The sequence below is a fragment of the Streptomyces sp. CB02414 genome (genome assembly GCF_001905385.1).
Classification (GTDB): Bacteria; Actinomycetota; Actinomycetes; order Streptomycetales; family Streptomycetaceae; genus Streptomyces.
This window is the reverse complement of the sequence record NZ_LIPF01000001.1, coordinates 380938-395619: the sequence shown is the minus strand read 5'-3', so window position 1 is coordinate 395619 and position 14682 is coordinate 380938. Positions and strand designations below refer to the sequence as shown.

Genomic DNA, 14682 nt, shown 5'->3' with positions numbered 1-14682 from the left:
CACTGGAAGAGAGCGAACAGCCACGATGACGGTTCCCCTGCCGACCGAGACGACGCGGTGGCGCTGCACCCTGTGCGGCAACCTCACCCGCTTCGACGTCACCCGGGCCTCCAAGGTCGTCGAGTACGTGCACCTCGATCTGGCCGGTGAGCCGAAGGTCGAGGAGCGCGAGGTGCTCAGTGAGACCATCGAGTCGGTGCGGTGCCGCTGGTGCAACGCCGTGGACCAGGTGGAACTCGTGGACAGGCCGGGTGCCGACTCCTGATCACGGGAGCGGCCCCCGCATGAGGTGATCCCGCACGGGATCACGCACAGGCATTGGGGTGACGGATGGCGGAGACACAGGGCGGGGGGCCGGGCGACGGCACCGCCGAGGTGCTCGACCGCCCGCTGCCCGACGGCGTGCGCCGCAGGGTCGTGCAGATCGTCTCCGACGGCTTCGGCGGGCTCACCCTCGGCGAACTGCCCGCCCAGCTGAGACAGTACGCCCGGTTCGCCCCCAACCGCAGGACCAAGTTCGCCGGCAACGCCATGGCCGCCGCCGTCGAGACCGACGCCCTGTTCCGCCAGCGTATCGGCGAGAAGTTCCGCGAGGCCCAGCCGGAGCTGGCCGGTGCCCTGGAGGCGGGCTCCCCGCCCCCGGCCGCCGACCCGCTCGACGTGGCGGCGGCGGCCTACGTGCTGCGGCCGCACGGCTGGGTGAAGCTGGTGACCGCCGCCGGCGAGGAGGCGCAGCGCGCGGACGCCGAGCGCGCCGACGAGGAGAGCCGCGCGGAGCTGGAGCGGCTGCACGAGGAGCTGGCCCGGGCCCGCGAACACACCAGGGCCGACACCGAGCGGCTGCGCGCCGAGCTGGACGCGGCCAGGCGGGAGACCGAGTCGCTCCACCGCAAGCTGCGCTCCGCCCTCAGTGACGTCAAGCGCGGCGAGGCGGCGCTGCGCAAGGTCCAGGCCGAGATCGACGCCGTCCGCGCCGAGGGGCACGCCCAGGTGTCCGCCGCCGAGAGCGAGACCCGTCGGCTCAAGGCCCGGCTCGGCGAGGCCGAGGCCGCGCTGGAGGCCACCCGCAAGGCGGCCCGCGAGGGACGCAGCGTCGAGGACATGCGGGTGCGGCTGCTGCTGGACACCCTGCTCGACGCCACCCAGGGGCTGCGCCGCGAGCTGGCCCTGCCGCCGGTGTCCGTGCGGCCCGCCGAGACGGTGGACGCCGTCGAGCCCGGCCGGATGACGCCCAAGGACATCGCCAACCGCGCCCTGTCCGAGCACGACCCCGCCATCCTCGACCAGTTGCTCGCGCTGCCGCAGGCACACCTCGTCGTCGACGGCTACAACGTCACCAAGACCGGCTATCCCCAGATGCCGCTGGAGAAGCAGCGGCTGCGCCTGCTCGGCCAGCTCTCCCAACTCGCCGCCCAGACCGGCGCGGAGACCACCTGCGTCTTCGACGGGGCCGAACTGGCGGCGCCGGTGCTGCTCGCGCCGCCGCGCGGTGTCCGGGTGCTGTTCTCCAAGCCCGGCGTCACCGCCGACGAGCTGATCCGCCAGCTGGTGCGGGCCGAACCGCCGGGCCGTCCGGTCATCGTCGTCTCCACCGACCGCGAGGTGGCCGACGGGGTCGCGCGCGCCGGCGCACGCCCGGTGGCGTCCGTGGTGCTCCTGAAGCGGCTTTCCTAGCCCCTGCGCCACTTTCGTGCCAACCGTAACGTCGGAGTTGTATGCCCGTATTGACGGAACCGTCACGCAACGTAGCGTCAACATGGAGTCACGCCAGGTGAGTTGTGGCAAAGAATGCGGTGAGTAACAGGGTTTTTCGGGTGGAGGATTTGAACTGATCACGAGTGGGTCACTAGGGTCACCCATCGAACCCTCGCACGGGTGATCCCTCTCAAGAAGGAGCTCGTCTCCGTGGCGTCCCACCGTCGTCCCAAGCAGCCGAGCCGCACGCGCGTGACCGTGCTCACCACCGCTGCCGCCGCCGCTGTCGCTCTCAGCTCCCAGGCCGCCAACGCCGCCCCGAGCGAGAAGCCGAGCAAGGACGAGGTCAAGGCCAAGGTCGACAAGCTCTACCAGGAGGCGGAGCAGGCCACCGAGAAGTACAACGGGGCCAAGGAGAAGCAGGAGAAGCTCCAGAAGGAGATCTCCACCATCCAGGACAACGTCGCCCGCGGCCAGGAGGAGCTCAACGAGCTGCGCGACGGCCTCGGTTCGATGGCCAGCTCCCAGTACCGCTCCGGCGGGATAGACCCCTCCCTCCAGCTGTTCCTGTCCGCCGACCCGGACAACTACCTGGACAAGGCCTCCACCCTCGACCAGCTCAGCGGTCAGCAGGTCGAGACGCTGAAGAAGGTCCAGGAGAAGCAGCGCGACCTCGCCCAGCAGCGCGCCGAGGCGTCCGAGAAGCTCAAGGACCTCTCCGCCACCCGCACCGAACTGGGCAAGAAGAAGAAGGAAGTCCAGGGCAAGCTCTCCTCCGCGCAGAAGCTGCTCAACTCACTCACCGCCCAGGAGAAGGCCGCCCTCCAGGCCGAGGAACAGCGCGCCACCCGCAGCAGCGAGCGCCAGGTCCTCTCGGGCACTTCCACCCCCGCCTCCGGCCGGGCCGCCGCCGCCTTCGCCGCCGCCCAGAGCAAGATCGGCACGCCTTACGTCTACGGCGCCACCGGTCCCTCGTCCTTCGACTGCTCGGGCCTGACGTCGTGGGCCTACGCCCAGGCGGGCGTCGGCATCCCGCGCACCTCCCAGGCGCAGACCGGCGCGGGCACCCGCATCTCCTCGATGAGCGACCTCCAGGTCGGCGACCTGGTCTTCTTCTTCAGCGACCTGCACCACGTCGGCCTCTACGCCGGCAACGGCCAGGTCCTGCACGCGCCGCGCACCGGCACGAACGTCCGCTACGAGTCGATGGGCACCATCGGCGGCCCGTTCATGTTCGGCGTGCGGGTCTGACCGAGGCCCCGCACCTTCCCCCAGAGACCCTCGCCGTGCCGCCCGTTCGGGCGAATCACGGGACCGCGTTCTGAACCCCGCCCCGCCGGTGACCTGCGTCAGCGGCGGGGTTCGGCGTCGCGCGCCCCTTCACGGTCGTTGGTCGGCGCCCCGCCACGGGGTTACTGTCTGCCGCGTTTCCCTGTCCGCCAGCGGAAGGAGTGCGGCTTCCCGTGGGGTCCCATCGCCGCCTTGCACCATCCGGGTTCGACCGTGGCGCCACCGCCGCCGTCGGCCTGTTCTCCGTCGCCGCCGCGCTCCTGGGCGCCGTACCGGCCACGGCCGCCCCGCAGGACGACCGGCGGGCGGAGGTGGACCGGCTCCACACGGAGGCGGAGCGGGCGACCGAGGCCTACAACAAGGCCGACGCGCGCACCGACGCGCTGCGCGAGCAGGTGAGCACGGCGCAGGACGCCATCGCCCGCAAGCAGGGGCGGATCAACACCATGCGGGACGCGCTGGGTTCGCTGGCCGGCGCCCAGTACCGCTCCGGCGGCATCGACCCGTCACTGGCGCTGCTGCTCTCCGCGGACCCGGACGACTACCTGGACAAGGCCTCCGCGCTCGACCGGGTCACCACGCACCAGGCGGGCCGGCTGAAGGAGCTCCAGCAGGCCATGCGCGACCTCGCCCAGGACCGCGCCGAGGCCGCCGGCAAGCTCGCCGAGCTGGAGAAGGGCCGCAAGGCCGTGGCCGCCCACAAGAAGACGGTGGAGAAGAAGCTCGCCGAGGCCCGCGAGCTGCTCAACTCCCTCCCCGACGAGGAGCGCGCCGCCCACGACCGCGGCTCCCGCTCCGGCCGCACCGACCTGGCCGTCCTCGGCGGCGCCGCCCCCGCCTCCGGCCGCGCGGCAGCCGCCCTCGCCGCCGCCCGCTCCGCCCTCGGCAAGCCGTACGTCTGGGGCGCCAACGGTCCCGGCGGCTTCGACTGCTCCGGCCTGACCCAGTGGTCGTACGCCCAGGCGGGCGTCGGCCTGCCGCGCACCTCGCAGGCCCAGTCGGGGGCCGGACAGCGCGTCTCCCTGTCCGAGGCCCGCCCCGGCGACCTCGTCGCCTACCGGGACGACGCCAGCCACATCGGCATGTACGTCGGCAACGGCCAGGTCATCCACGCGCCCTACCCCGGCGCCCCCGTCCGCTACGACCCGGTGGGCATGATGCCGGTGTCGTCGGTGACGCGGGTCTGACCGATCCGGCCGGGCACGGGCGACCCCGGTCGCCGGGGGCGGTTCGTCGGCTGCCGGATGGTGCCGGCGGGGCGCGGGTGCGAGTGGCGGGCATGCCCTGTCGGTGGTGTCGCGCGGTCCGGCGGGCGGGCTGTCGGTCTTGGCGCACCGGCGAGCGGGCCGCTGACGGAGGTGTCGGGGCGTGTGCCTGCGGCTCTTCCGGTTCTCCCTGGTTCTCCTTCGGGTTCTCCCGTCCACCGTCCCCCGCGGCCCGGCGCCCGTACGATCGGGAAGGTGGCTGGTCGTAGGCGGGTGTCGGGTTCCTCGGTGGTGGCGCTGTGCCTCCTGCTCGTGTCCCTCGTGGCCTGCGGCGGCCGGACCACCGCCGACCCGGTCCGCACCGAGGTGCAGCGGGTGCTGGACCGGCGGGCCGCCGCCGTCCTCGGCCACGACCGGTCCGCGTACGCCCGTACCGGCGACACGGACTCCTTCGACAACCTCGCCGCGGTACCGCTGACCGCGTGGTCGTACCGCGTCACCGACGTGGACCGCACCGGCGACACGGCCACCGCGGACGTCGAGCTGAACTACCAGCTCGACGGCTACGACCGGGGCCCCGTCACCACCCGGCGCACGGTGCGGCTGGACCGGGACGGCGCGGACGGCCGGTGGTCCGTCGAGTCCGACCGGCCCGCGGAGAAGTCCGGCCAGCAGCCGTGGGACCAGGGGGCGGTCCGGGTCGTGCGGGGCACCCACAGCCTCGTGCTCGGCGTGGGCCAGTCCACCGAGGCGCTGCGTGGCTTCGCGGACCTGGCCGACCGGGCGGTGCCGGCCGTGTCGGACGCCTGGGACGGCGACTGGGCCCGGCGGGTCGTCGTACTCGTCCCCGAGTCGCTGGAGGCGATGGCCGGCCTGCTCGGCTCACCGGCCTCCTCCTACCGGGGCATCGCCGCGGTCACCACCGGCGAGACCGGCGGCCGGGAGCGCGCCCCCGCCGACCGGATCATCGTCAACCCCGACGCGTACGGGCTCCTCGGCACCCTCGGCAAACAGGTCGTCCTCACCCACGAGACCACCCACGTCGCCACCCGCGCCGACACCACCGCCGCCACCCCGCTGTGGCTCTCCGAGGGCTACGCCGACTGGGCCGGCTACCGCGACAGCGGCCGCACCCCCGCCCAGGCCGCCCCCGAACTGGCCCGCGCGGTGTCCGAGGGACGGATGCCCGCGGACCTGCCGGCCGACGATGACTTCGGCTTCACCGCCGACGCCGACCGACTGGCCCGCGCCTACGAGAGCGGCTGGCTGGCCTGCCTGATGATCGCCGACCAGTGGGGCGAGGACCGGCTGGACGCCTTCTACCGCGCCGTCGGCGCGCACGACCGGCGGGCGGGCGCCGTGGAGGACGCGATGCGCGAGGTGCTCGGCACGGCGCCCGAGGAGTTCACGGCGCGGTGGCGGGAGTATCTGCGGACGGAGCTGGGCTGAGCCGGCCCCGCTTCTTGGCCCGCCCGCGCGAGACCGTGTCGCGCCACAGGACGCGGGCCGCGAGGAGCGCGGCGGCCACCAGCAGGCCGTTGCGGACGAACAGCAGCGTGACGCCGAGCGGATCGCTCGCCACGACCTCCGCGAAGTACAGCGGGAACTCCAGCACCGTCACCAGGCTCGCCACCAGCACCATGACGACCGGCAGGCGCATCCGGCTCGCCCGGAAGCACAGGCAGACCGCCGCCAGGCCGATCAGCCACACCATGTACTGCGGGCTTATCACCCGGCTGGTGACCGTGAACATCAGCACCGCCACGAACGCCGCGTCCGCCGCCGTGTGCGCCGCGAACCGGGAGGCCGCCAGCCGCCACAGCAGCAGCCAGCCGAACGCCAGGGCGGTCAGCGCCAGCGCCACCTTGCTCACCGTGCCCACGTACGGCCCCAGGAACTCGACCGAGCCGTAGTTCAGCAGCACCTCGCCGTCCCAGCCGAACTGCCGGGCCACGTGGAAGACCAGCGCGCCCAGCGACTCCACCTCGGTGCCCCGGTCGCGCTGGAACGTGACGAACGCGAACGCCCCCGGCATCGACACGGCGAACACCACCGCCAGCCCGGCCGCGCTCAGCGCCGCGGCGGCCCAGCGCGCACGCCCGCGCATCCCGAGCAGCACCAGCGCCGGCCACACCTTCAGCATCGCCCCCAGCCCCACCAGGACACCCGCAGCCCGCGGATGCCGGCCCGCGGCCAGCAGCGCCGCCACCGCGACGGCCGTCACCATCACGTCGTAGCGGGCGTACACCGTCGGACCGAGCAGTGGTACGCCCACCACCCACACCCACGCCCCGCGCGGCGAACGCCCGGACCCACGGCCCGCGTGCCACAGCAGGGCGAGCACGGCCAGGTCGGCGAGGCAGGCCAGGACGAAGAAGGCCGTCGCGTACTCCAGGAAGGGCAGCAGCGCGGGGGAGAGGATCGCGAGGGCCGCGACCGGCGGGTACTGCCAGGTGACGTCGTCCAGAGGAAACGTTCCGGTACGCAGGATCTCGTACCAGTTCCAGTAGATGACGGACACGTCACTGGTGACGTCCGGCCCCGGGAAGACCCACACCTTCAGCACGAACAGCAGCAGGACCAGCCGCGTGGCGCCCCAGGCCGTGAGCAGCCACACCGCGGGCCGCCTCGCATCCGTCGTCTCCACGTGCTCCCTGCCCGGTCCCCGGTCCTCCGCGTGCCCTGCCGTGCGGCCATGATGACCCGGACACCTGTGCGGATGCCACAGTACGCGGCCGGGCCCGGGCCCGCTCGGGCGGTTCGGTAGGGTCGGCGGCGTGCGCAAGACCTTGATCGTGACGAACGACTTCCCGCCCCGGCCGGGCGGCATCCAGGCCTTCCTGCACAACATGGCGCTACGGCTGGACCCCGAGCGGCTCGTCGTCTACGCCTCCACCTGGAAGCGGAGCCGCGAGGGCGTCGAGGCCACCGCCGCCTTCGACGCCGAGCAGCCCTTCACCGTCGTACGCGACCGCACCACGATGCTGCTGCCCACGCCGGGCGCGACCCGTACGGCCGTCCGGCTGCTGCGCGAGCACGGGTGCACCTCGGTGTGGTTCGGTGCGGCCGCGCCCCTCGGTCTGATGGCCCCGGCACTGCGCAAGGCGGGCGCCGAACGCCTCGTCGCCACCACCCACGGCCACGAGGCGGGCTGGGCCCAGCTGCCCGCCGCCCGGCAACTGCTGCGCCGGATCGGGGAGTCCACGGACACGATCACCTACCTCGGCGAGTACACGCGCTCCCGGATCGCGGGCGCGCTCACGCCCGAGGCGGCCGCACGGATGGTGCAGCTGCCGCCCGGCGTGGACGAGAAGACCTTCCACCCCGCCAGCGGCGGCGACGAGGTCCGGGCCCGGCTGGGCCTGACCGACCGCCCGGTCGTCGTCTGCGTCTCGCGGCTGGTGCCCCGCAAGGGCCAGGACACGCTGATCCGGTCGATGCCGCGCATCCTCGCCGCCGAGCCGGACGCCGTCCTGCTGATCGTCGGCGGCGGCCCCTACGAGAAGGACCTGCGCCGCCTCGCCGAGGACACCGGCGTCGCCGCCTCCGTCCACTTCACCGGCGCCGTCCCCTGGTCCGAACTCCCCGCGCACTACGGCGCCGGGGACGTCTTCGCCATGCCCTGCCGCACCCGCCGGAACGGCCTCGACGTGGAGGGCCTGGGCATCGTCTACCTGGAGGCCTCCGCGACCGGCCTGCCCGTCGTCGCCGGCGACTCGGGCGGCGCCCCCGACGCGGTGCTCGACGGCGAGACCGGGTGGGTGGTGCGCGGTGACTCCGAGGAGCAGACCGCCGACCGCGTCACCACCCTCCTCGCCGACCCGGAGCTGCGACGCAGGATGGGCGAGCGCGGCCGCGCCTGGGTCGAGGAGAAGTGGCGCTGGGACCTGCTGGCGGAGCACCTGAAGGCGCTGCTGTAACGAAGGTGCCTTCGCAGGGCCGGGGAGGGCATGCCGCCCAGGGGCGCGGGGCTGTGACATTGTGCGGCTCCGCCGCGTGGGCGCGACCAGCCACGACGGACGGAAAGCCGCCGACGAACCGCACCCGGCACCCCAGAAGGCGCCCCTACTTGGCGTAAATCGCCTCGATCTCGTCCGCGTAATCCTTCGCCACAACACTCCGCTTCAATTTCAGCGAAGGCGTCAAGTGCCCCGACTCCTCGGTGAACTGAGCCGACAGCACCCGGAACTTCCGCACCGACTCCGCCTTGGACACCGCCGAGTTCCCGTCGTCGATCGCGTCCTGGATCGCCGCGAGCAGATCCGCGTCCTGGCGCAGCGACACCGCGGTCGAGCCGGCCGGCTTCCCGTGGTCCGCGCACCAGCGGCCGAGGAACTCCTCGTCGATGGTGACCAGCGCACCCACGAACGGCCGCCCGTCGCCGACGACCATGCACTCCGCGACCAGCGCGTGCGCGCGGATGCGGTCCTCGATCACGGCCGGGGCGACGTTCTTGCCGCCCGCGGTGACGATGATCTCCTTCTTGCGGCCCGTGATCCGCAGGTAGCCGTCCTCGTCGAGGGTGCCGATGTCCCCGGTGTGGAACCAGCCGTCCGCCAGCGCCTCGGCGGTCGCACCCGGGTTGTTCCAGTACTCCTTGAACAGGTGCTCGCCGTGCAGCAGCACCTCCCCGTCGTCCGCGATGCGCACCACGGAGCCCGGCAGCGGCTGGCCGACCGTGCCGATCTTCTGCCGGTCCCAGGGGTTGAAGGCGGTGGCCGCGCAGGACTCGGTCAGGCCGTAGCCCTCCAGCACCGTGAAGCCGATGCCGCGGAAGAAGTGACCGAGCCGCTCGCCGAGCGGGGCGCCGCCGGAGATGGCGTACTCGCCGCGCCCGCCGAGGACCGTGCGGAGCTTGCCGTAGACGAGCTTGTCGAAGACCTTGTGCTTGATCTTCAGCCCGAGGGACGGGCCGGACGGCGTGTCCAGCGCCTTGCTGTACGCGATCGCCGTGTCCGCGGCCTTGTCGAAGATCTTGCCCTTGCCGTCGGCCTGCGCCTTGGCGCGCGCCGAGTTGTAGACCTTCTCGAAGACGCGCGGCACCCCGAGGATCAGCGTCGGCCGGAAGGCGGCCAGCTCGTCGGTGAGGTTCTTGATGTCCGGGACGCAGCCCAGCTTGATCGGCGCGATCATCGGCGCGACCTGGACGAGGCGGCCGAAGACGTGGGCGAGCGGGAGGAAGAGCAGGACCGAGCACTCACCGGTGCGGAAGAGCGGACGCAGCCGCTCCACCACGTTCCCGCACTCGGCGAAGAAGCTGCGGTGGGTGAGCACGCAGCCCTTGGGGCGGCCGGTGGTGCCGGAGGTGTAGACGATGGTCGCCGGGTCGTCGGCCTTGGCGATCGAGCCGCGCTCCTCGACGGCCTGGTCCGTGACGTCCTGGCCCAGGCGTCCCAGCTCCTCCACGGCACCGGCGTCGATCTGCCAGACGTTCTTGAGGGCGGGCAGCTGCTCGCGCACCGACTCGACGGAGGCGGCGTGCCCGGCGGACTCCACGACGCACGCGGTGGCGCCCGAGTCGCTGAGGATCCACTGCACCTGCTCGGGCGAGCTGGTCTCGTACACCGGCACGGTGATCGCGCCCGCGCTCCAGATCGCGAAGTCCAGCAGCGTCCACTCGTAGCGCGTACGGGACATCAGCCCGACCCGGTCGCCCGGCTGCACGCCGGAGGCGATGAGGCCCTTCGCGGCGGACTGCACCTCGGCGAGGAAGGCGCGGGCGGTCACGTCCTGCCAGGCGCCGCCCGCCTTGCGGGAGATGACGGCGACGTCCGGGTGCTGCGCGGCGTTTCGGCGGACGATGTCGGTCAGGTTTCCGTCCGAAGGGACCTCGTACAAAGCCGGAAGGCTGAACTCGCGCAAGACTGCTGCTCCTCATAGGGCGCCGGCGCCACGACACTGTGTGATGCGACGGTGCGGTCCAAGGCTCGGGCAAGCGCTCCGGACGACTCATGCGGGATTCCTTGCGGAATTCACATGTTGAAATCCAGAGCACGACTGGACTGCCCGGACGTTACCCGCCGGTATGGCCTCTCCGACAGGGGGTCCCCGCGAGATGTTCGCTGCGTCACACGGATGGGGTTTCCTTCGCGCACAGTAGTCGACATACCGACCGACCAGCCAGTAACCGCAGGTCCGACCGCCACTGTTCACAAGAGGCACGCGCTGCTTACGCTTGATCGTCATGGCACCCACACCGCCCGGTAACACGAGGACACGCGTCCACGTGGTCAGCGACGTCCACGGCAACGCCCGCGACCTGGCCAGGGCCGGCGACGGCGCCGACGCCGTCATCTGCCTCGGCGACCTCGTCCTCTTCCTCGACTACGCCGACCACTCGCGCGGCATCTTCCCCGACCTCTTCGGCGTCGCGAACGCCGACCGCATCGTCGAGCTGCGCACCGCCCGCCGCTTCGCCGAGGCACGGGAGCTCGGGGCGCGGCTGTGGGCCGGCGTCGGCGGGGACCGGGCGGCGCTGATCGAGGAGGCGGTGCGCCGGCAGTACGCCGAGATGTTCGCCGCGTTCCCCACACCGACGTACGCCACCTACGGCAACGTCGACATGCCGGGCCTGTGGCCCGAGTACGCCGGGCCCGGCACCACCGTGCTCGACGGGGAGCGGGTCGAGATCGGCGGCCGGGTCTTCGGCTTCGTCGGCGGCGGACTGCGCACCCCGATGCGGACGCCGTTCGAGATCAGCGACGAGGAGTACGCCGCCAAGGTAGAGGCCGTCGGCGAGGTGGACGTGCTGTGCACCCACATCCCGCCGGAGGTCCCGGAACTGGTCTACGACACGGTGGCGCGGCGCTTCGAGCGCGGCAGCCGCGCGCTGCTGGACGCGATCCGGCGCACCCGGCCCCGTTACGCCCTCTTCGGGCACGTGCACCAACCGCTGGTGCGGCGGATGCGGATCGGGTCGACCGAGTGCGTGAACGTCGGGCACTTCGCCTCGACGGGGAGGCCGTGGGCGCTGGAGTGGTGAGGGCCCGTGACCAGCGGTGCGCGGGCAGGTGGTGACAACCGCGCCGTCCGTGCGCGATAGCCTTCACGCGGCACACACGTGCGCGCCACGGGCGCACGACGACCTCAGTAGCGGCCCGCATCCGACAGGAGCCACGGCGATGGCGGAACACACCAGCTCGAGCATCACCATCGAGGCGGCACCGGCCGACGTCATGTCGGTGATCGCCGACTTCGCCCGCTACCCGGACTGGACCGGCGAGGTGAAGGAGGCCGAGGTGCTCGCCTCCGACGCGCAGGGGCGTGCCGAGCAGGTCCGGCTCGTCATGGACGCCGGGGCGATCAAGGACGACCAGACCCTCGCCTACACCTGGACCGGTGAGCACGAGGTCTCCTGGACCCTGGTCAAGTCCCAGATGCTGCGCTCCCTCGACGGCTCCTACCTGCTCAAGTCGGCGGGCACGGGCACGGAGGTCACCTACCGCCTCACGGTCGACGTCAAGATCCCGATGCTCGGCATGATCAAGCGCAAGGCGGAAAAGGTCATCATCGACCGCGCCCTGGCGGGCCTGAAGAAGCGCGTGGAGTCGAAGTAACCCAGCTGCGGGCAATCGTGCCTCCCCCAGTGCCTGAACGGCCTGGGAGGTACCCCCAGGGCGGCACGGGTGGGCGCAGCGGCACCCCGTAGCGCCGGGCCGCGCACTTACCCGGTCAACGAGCCCAACCGGCGGAGCCCCCAGGTACCGTTCACCCCCATGCGCACCATCCTGATCACCGGCCCCGGCGGCAGTGGCCGTACCACCGTCGCCGCCGCCACCGCGCTCGCCGCCGCCCGCCAGGGCACCCGCACGCTCCTCCTCGGCGCCGACCGCGACGACACCCTCGGCGCCGCGCTCGGGGTGCGCACCGGCCCGGAACCGGTCACCGTCGAACCCGGCCTCACCGTCCGCCGACCCGACCCGGCCCAGGGCTTCCGCGACGACCTCGCCAACCTCCAGGACCGCGCCGCCTCCGCCCTCGGCCTGCTGGGCGCGTCCCGCCTCGACCCCGAAGAGCTGACCCCCCTGCCCGGCGCCGACGAACTCGCCCTGCTGCGCGCCCTGCGCGACGCCGCCCTCGCCGAGGCCCGCGACCTCCTCGTCGTCGACCTCCCGCCCGCGCCCCGGGCCCTCGCCCTGCTCGCCCTCCCCGAGGAACTGCGCCGCTACCTGCGCCGCCTGCTCCCGCCCGAGCGGCAGGCCGCCCGCGCCCTGCGCCCCGTCCTCGGCCGGCTGGCCGGCGTCCCCATGCCCGCCGAGGCGCTGTACGAGGCCGCCGCCCGCTGGGACCTGGAACTCGCCGCCGCCGACGCCGTCGTCGCCGACCGGAACACCGTCGTACGACTGGTCGCCGAGCCCGGCCCCGCTGGTGCCGACGCCGTCCGCACCGCCGCCCTCGGCCTCGCCCTGCGCGGCCTGCGCCCCGACCTGCTGGTCGCCAACCGGGCCCTGCCCGAGGAGGAGGCACCGGCCGGCAGCTGGCTCGCCGGCCCCCTCGCCCAGCAGCGCAAGACGCTGGCGGAGTGGCAGGGCACGTACGACGTCCGCACCGTCGCCCACCTGGGACGCGACCCGCGCGGCACGGACGACCTCGCCGCGCTCGACGCCCCCGCCGTCAACGCGGACGCCGCCCCGGTCGAGTGGCCCGTCACCGACCGGCTGGCCGACGACGGCTTCCTCGTCTGGCACATCCCGCTGTCCGGCGCCGTACGCGACGAACTCGACCTGGTCCGCCGCGGCGACGAACTGGTCGTCACCGCCGGACCGTTCCGCCGGATCGTCCCGCTGCCGTCGGCGCTGCGCCGCTGCACCGTCGACGGCGCCGCCCTGCGGGAGGGCACCCTCGCCGTACGGTTCGCGCCGGACCCGCGGCTGTGGCCGCAGGGACGCTGATCCGCCTCGCCCGTTCGGGTAACGTCGTAAGGACGAACCGTAGTCAGGAGTCCGTCATGAGCGAAGAGCTCCCCCCGTCCGAGGCCGCCCGCCCCGACGAGGCCGACGCGGTCGACGAGGTGCGGGCCACCGACGCCGACGCCTGGGCGACGGCGTGCGCCGAGGACCTGGAGGCGGAGAAGACCCGCCGCCGCGCCGAGTACGGCCCGCCCCCCGGCTCGGCCGCCGAGGAACTGCGCCGGCTCGTCGACACCGTCGCGGACAAGCTGTCCGGCCTCCAGAGCCCCCTGCTCGGCCAGGTCGCCGGCCCCGCCGCCCAGCAGGTGGTCCGGCAGGTCGTCCAGCAGGCGAAGGCCGCCGTCGAACCGGTCATCGAGCGCAACCCGGACGTCTTCGACCACCTCGCGGCCGCCGGCGGTGAACTCCTCGCCGCCTACCGCTCCGCCGTCCAGAACCAGGAGCGCCGCTGGACCGCCCGGGACACCGCGTCCAAGGACCCGAGCGACCCCCGCGACCAGGACGGACGCGGCGACGACGGCCGGGACGACGGCGACGAGGGCACCGGCCCGGGACAGCGCATCGACCTGGACTGAGCCCTGCCTCGGGTACGGTTGGCCATAGCGGGGCTCGACCGAACTGAGGGATTCATGGGACTCACCATCGGCGTCGACATCGGCGGCACGAAGATCGCGGCCGGCGTGGTCGACGAGGAAGGCAACATCCTCTCGACCCACAAGGTGCCGACCCCCACCACGCCCGAGGCCATCGTGGACGCCATCGCCTCGGCGGTGGAGGGCGCGCGCGTGGGGCACGAGATCGTCGGCGTGGGCATCGGTGCCGCCGGATACGTCAACCGCCAGCGCTCCACGGTCTACTTCGCGCCCAACATCGACTGGCGCCAGGAGCCGCTGAAGGAGAAGGTCGAGGCCCGCGTCGGCCTCCCGGTCGTCGTGGAGAACGACGCCAACGCCGCGGCCTGGGGCGAGTACAAGTTCGGCGGCGGCAAGGGCCACCGCAACGTCATCTGCATCACCCTCGGCACCGGCCTCGGCGGCGGCATCATCATCGGCAACAAGCTGCGCCGCGGCCACTTCGGTGTGGCCGCCGAGTTCGGCCACATCCGCATGGTGCCGGACGGCCTGCTGTGCGGCTGCGGCTCGCAGGGCTGCTGGGAGCAGTACGCGTCGGGCCGGGCGCTGGTCAGGTACGCCAAGCAGCGCGCCAACGCCACCCCGGAGCGTGCCGAGGTGCTGCTCGCGCTCGGCGACGGCACCCCCGACGGCATCGAGGGCAAGCACATCTCCGTCGCCGCCCGCCAGGGCTGCCCGGTCGCCGTCGACTCCTACCGCGAGCTGGCCCGCTGGGCCGGCGCCGGACTCGCCGACCTGGCCTCGCTCTTCGACCCGTCCGCCTTCATCGTCGGCGGCGGCCTCTCCGACGAGGGCGACCTGGTCCTCGACCCGATCCGCAAGTCCTACAAGCGGTGGCTGGTCGGCGGCAACTGGCGCCCGGTCGCCGACGTCGTCGCCGCCCAGCTCGGCAACAAGGCCGGCCTCGTCGGCGCCGCAGACCTGGCCAGGGAACCCGACCCCATCATGTGA

General features: G+C 73.0%; 13 protein-coding genes. 11 read left to right on the top strand and 2 right to left on the bottom strand.

Features of this window, described 5'->3' with window-relative positions:
- Positions 1 to 25 precede the first annotated feature (25 nt).
- From AMK11_RS01805 to AMK11_RS01785, 5 genes are all read left to right on the top strand, one after another.
- The gene (locus AMK11_RS01805) at positions 26 to 265 is read left to right on the top strand and encodes a hypothetical protein (protein WP_019327945.1); all 240 of its coding nucleotides are present in this window, start codon (positions 26 to 28) and stop codon (positions 263 to 265) included.
- Between the two features lie 65 nt (positions 266 to 330).
- Positions 331 to 1674, top strand: a complete 1344-nt coding sequence (locus AMK11_RS01800; RefSeq protein WP_073722103.1) for an NYN domain-containing protein — start codon at positions 331 to 333, stop codon at positions 1672 to 1674.
- A gap of 231 nt (positions 1675 to 1905) precedes the next feature.
- Positions 1906 to 2946: a C40 family peptidase gene (locus AMK11_RS01795; RefSeq protein WP_073723854.1), complete on the top strand. Its 1041-nt coding sequence runs from the start codon at positions 1906 to 1908 to the stop codon at positions 2944 to 2946.
- Positions 2947 to 3158: 212 nt separating this feature from the next.
- Positions 3159 to 4172 carry a C40 family peptidase gene (locus tag AMK11_RS01790; RefSeq protein ID WP_073722101.1) on the top strand — a complete coding sequence of 338 codons (1014 nt, stop codon included), beginning with the start codon at positions 3159 to 3161 and terminating at the stop codon, positions 4170 to 4172.
- A 273-nt stretch (positions 4173 to 4445) separates the two neighbouring features.
- Positions 4446 to 5639 (top strand): hypothetical protein, encoded by a 1194-nt coding sequence (locus AMK11_RS01785; RefSeq protein WP_073722099.1) that lies wholly within the window; start codon positions 4446 to 4448, stop codon positions 5637 to 5639.
- On the opposite strand, the gene AMK11_RS01780 is transcribed toward AMK11_RS01785, so the two are convergent.
- A complete protein-coding gene (locus tag AMK11_RS01780; protein WP_073722097.1) occupies positions 5596 to 6837 on the bottom strand; it encodes a glycosyltransferase family 87 protein in 1242 nt (413 codons plus the stop codon). The two genes, AMK11_RS01785 and AMK11_RS01780, sit on opposite strands and share 44 nt — an antisense overlap.
- 130 nt (positions 6838 to 6967) lie before the next feature.
- Here AMK11_RS01780 and AMK11_RS01775 point away from each other — a divergent pair, with 130 nt between their 5' ends.
- Complete coding sequence (locus tag AMK11_RS01775; RefSeq protein ID WP_073722095.1) at positions 6968 to 8110, top strand: glycosyltransferase family 4 protein; 1143 nt, start codon at positions 6968 to 6970, stop codon at positions 8108 to 8110.
- A 145-nt stretch (positions 8111 to 8255) separates the two neighbouring features.
- Here the strand turns inward: AMK11_RS01775 and AMK11_RS01770 are convergent, their stop codons facing one another.
- The gene (locus tag AMK11_RS01770) at positions 8256 to 10052 is read right to left on the bottom strand and encodes an AMP-dependent synthetase/ligase (RefSeq protein ID WP_073722093.1); all 1797 of its coding nucleotides are present in this window, start codon (positions 10050 to 10052) and stop codon (positions 8256 to 8258) included.
- A gap of 364 nt (positions 10053 to 10416) precedes the next feature.
- Here AMK11_RS01770 and AMK11_RS01765 point away from each other — a divergent pair, with 364 nt between their 5' ends.
- The 5 genes from AMK11_RS01765 (at position 10417) to AMK11_RS01745 (ending at position 14682) form a co-directional block, all read left to right on the top strand.
- Complete coding sequence (locus tag AMK11_RS01765; RefSeq protein ID WP_073722091.1) at positions 10417 to 11172, top strand: metallophosphoesterase family protein; 756 nt, start codon at positions 10417 to 10419, stop codon at positions 11170 to 11172.
- Between the two features lie 139 nt (positions 11173 to 11311).
- A complete protein-coding gene (locus tag AMK11_RS01760; protein WP_073722089.1) occupies positions 11312 to 11746 on the top strand; it encodes an SRPBCC family protein in 435 nt (144 codons plus the stop codon).
- A 159-nt stretch (positions 11747 to 11905) separates the two neighbouring features.
- Positions 11906 to 13081, top strand: a complete 1176-nt coding sequence (locus tag AMK11_RS01755) for an ArsA family ATPase (RefSeq protein ID WP_073722087.1) — start codon at positions 11906 to 11908, stop codon at positions 13079 to 13081.
- Positions 13082 to 13137: 56 nt separating this feature from the next.
- Positions 13138 to 13674, top strand: a complete 537-nt coding sequence (locus AMK11_RS01750) for a DUF5304 domain-containing protein (protein ID WP_073722085.1) — start codon at positions 13138 to 13140, stop codon at positions 13672 to 13674.
- Between the two features lie 54 nt (positions 13675 to 13728).
- On the top strand, positions 13729 to 14682 hold the full coding sequence (locus AMK11_RS01745; protein ID WP_031035803.1) for an ROK family glucokinase: 954 nt from the start codon (positions 13729 to 13731) through the stop codon (positions 14680 to 14682).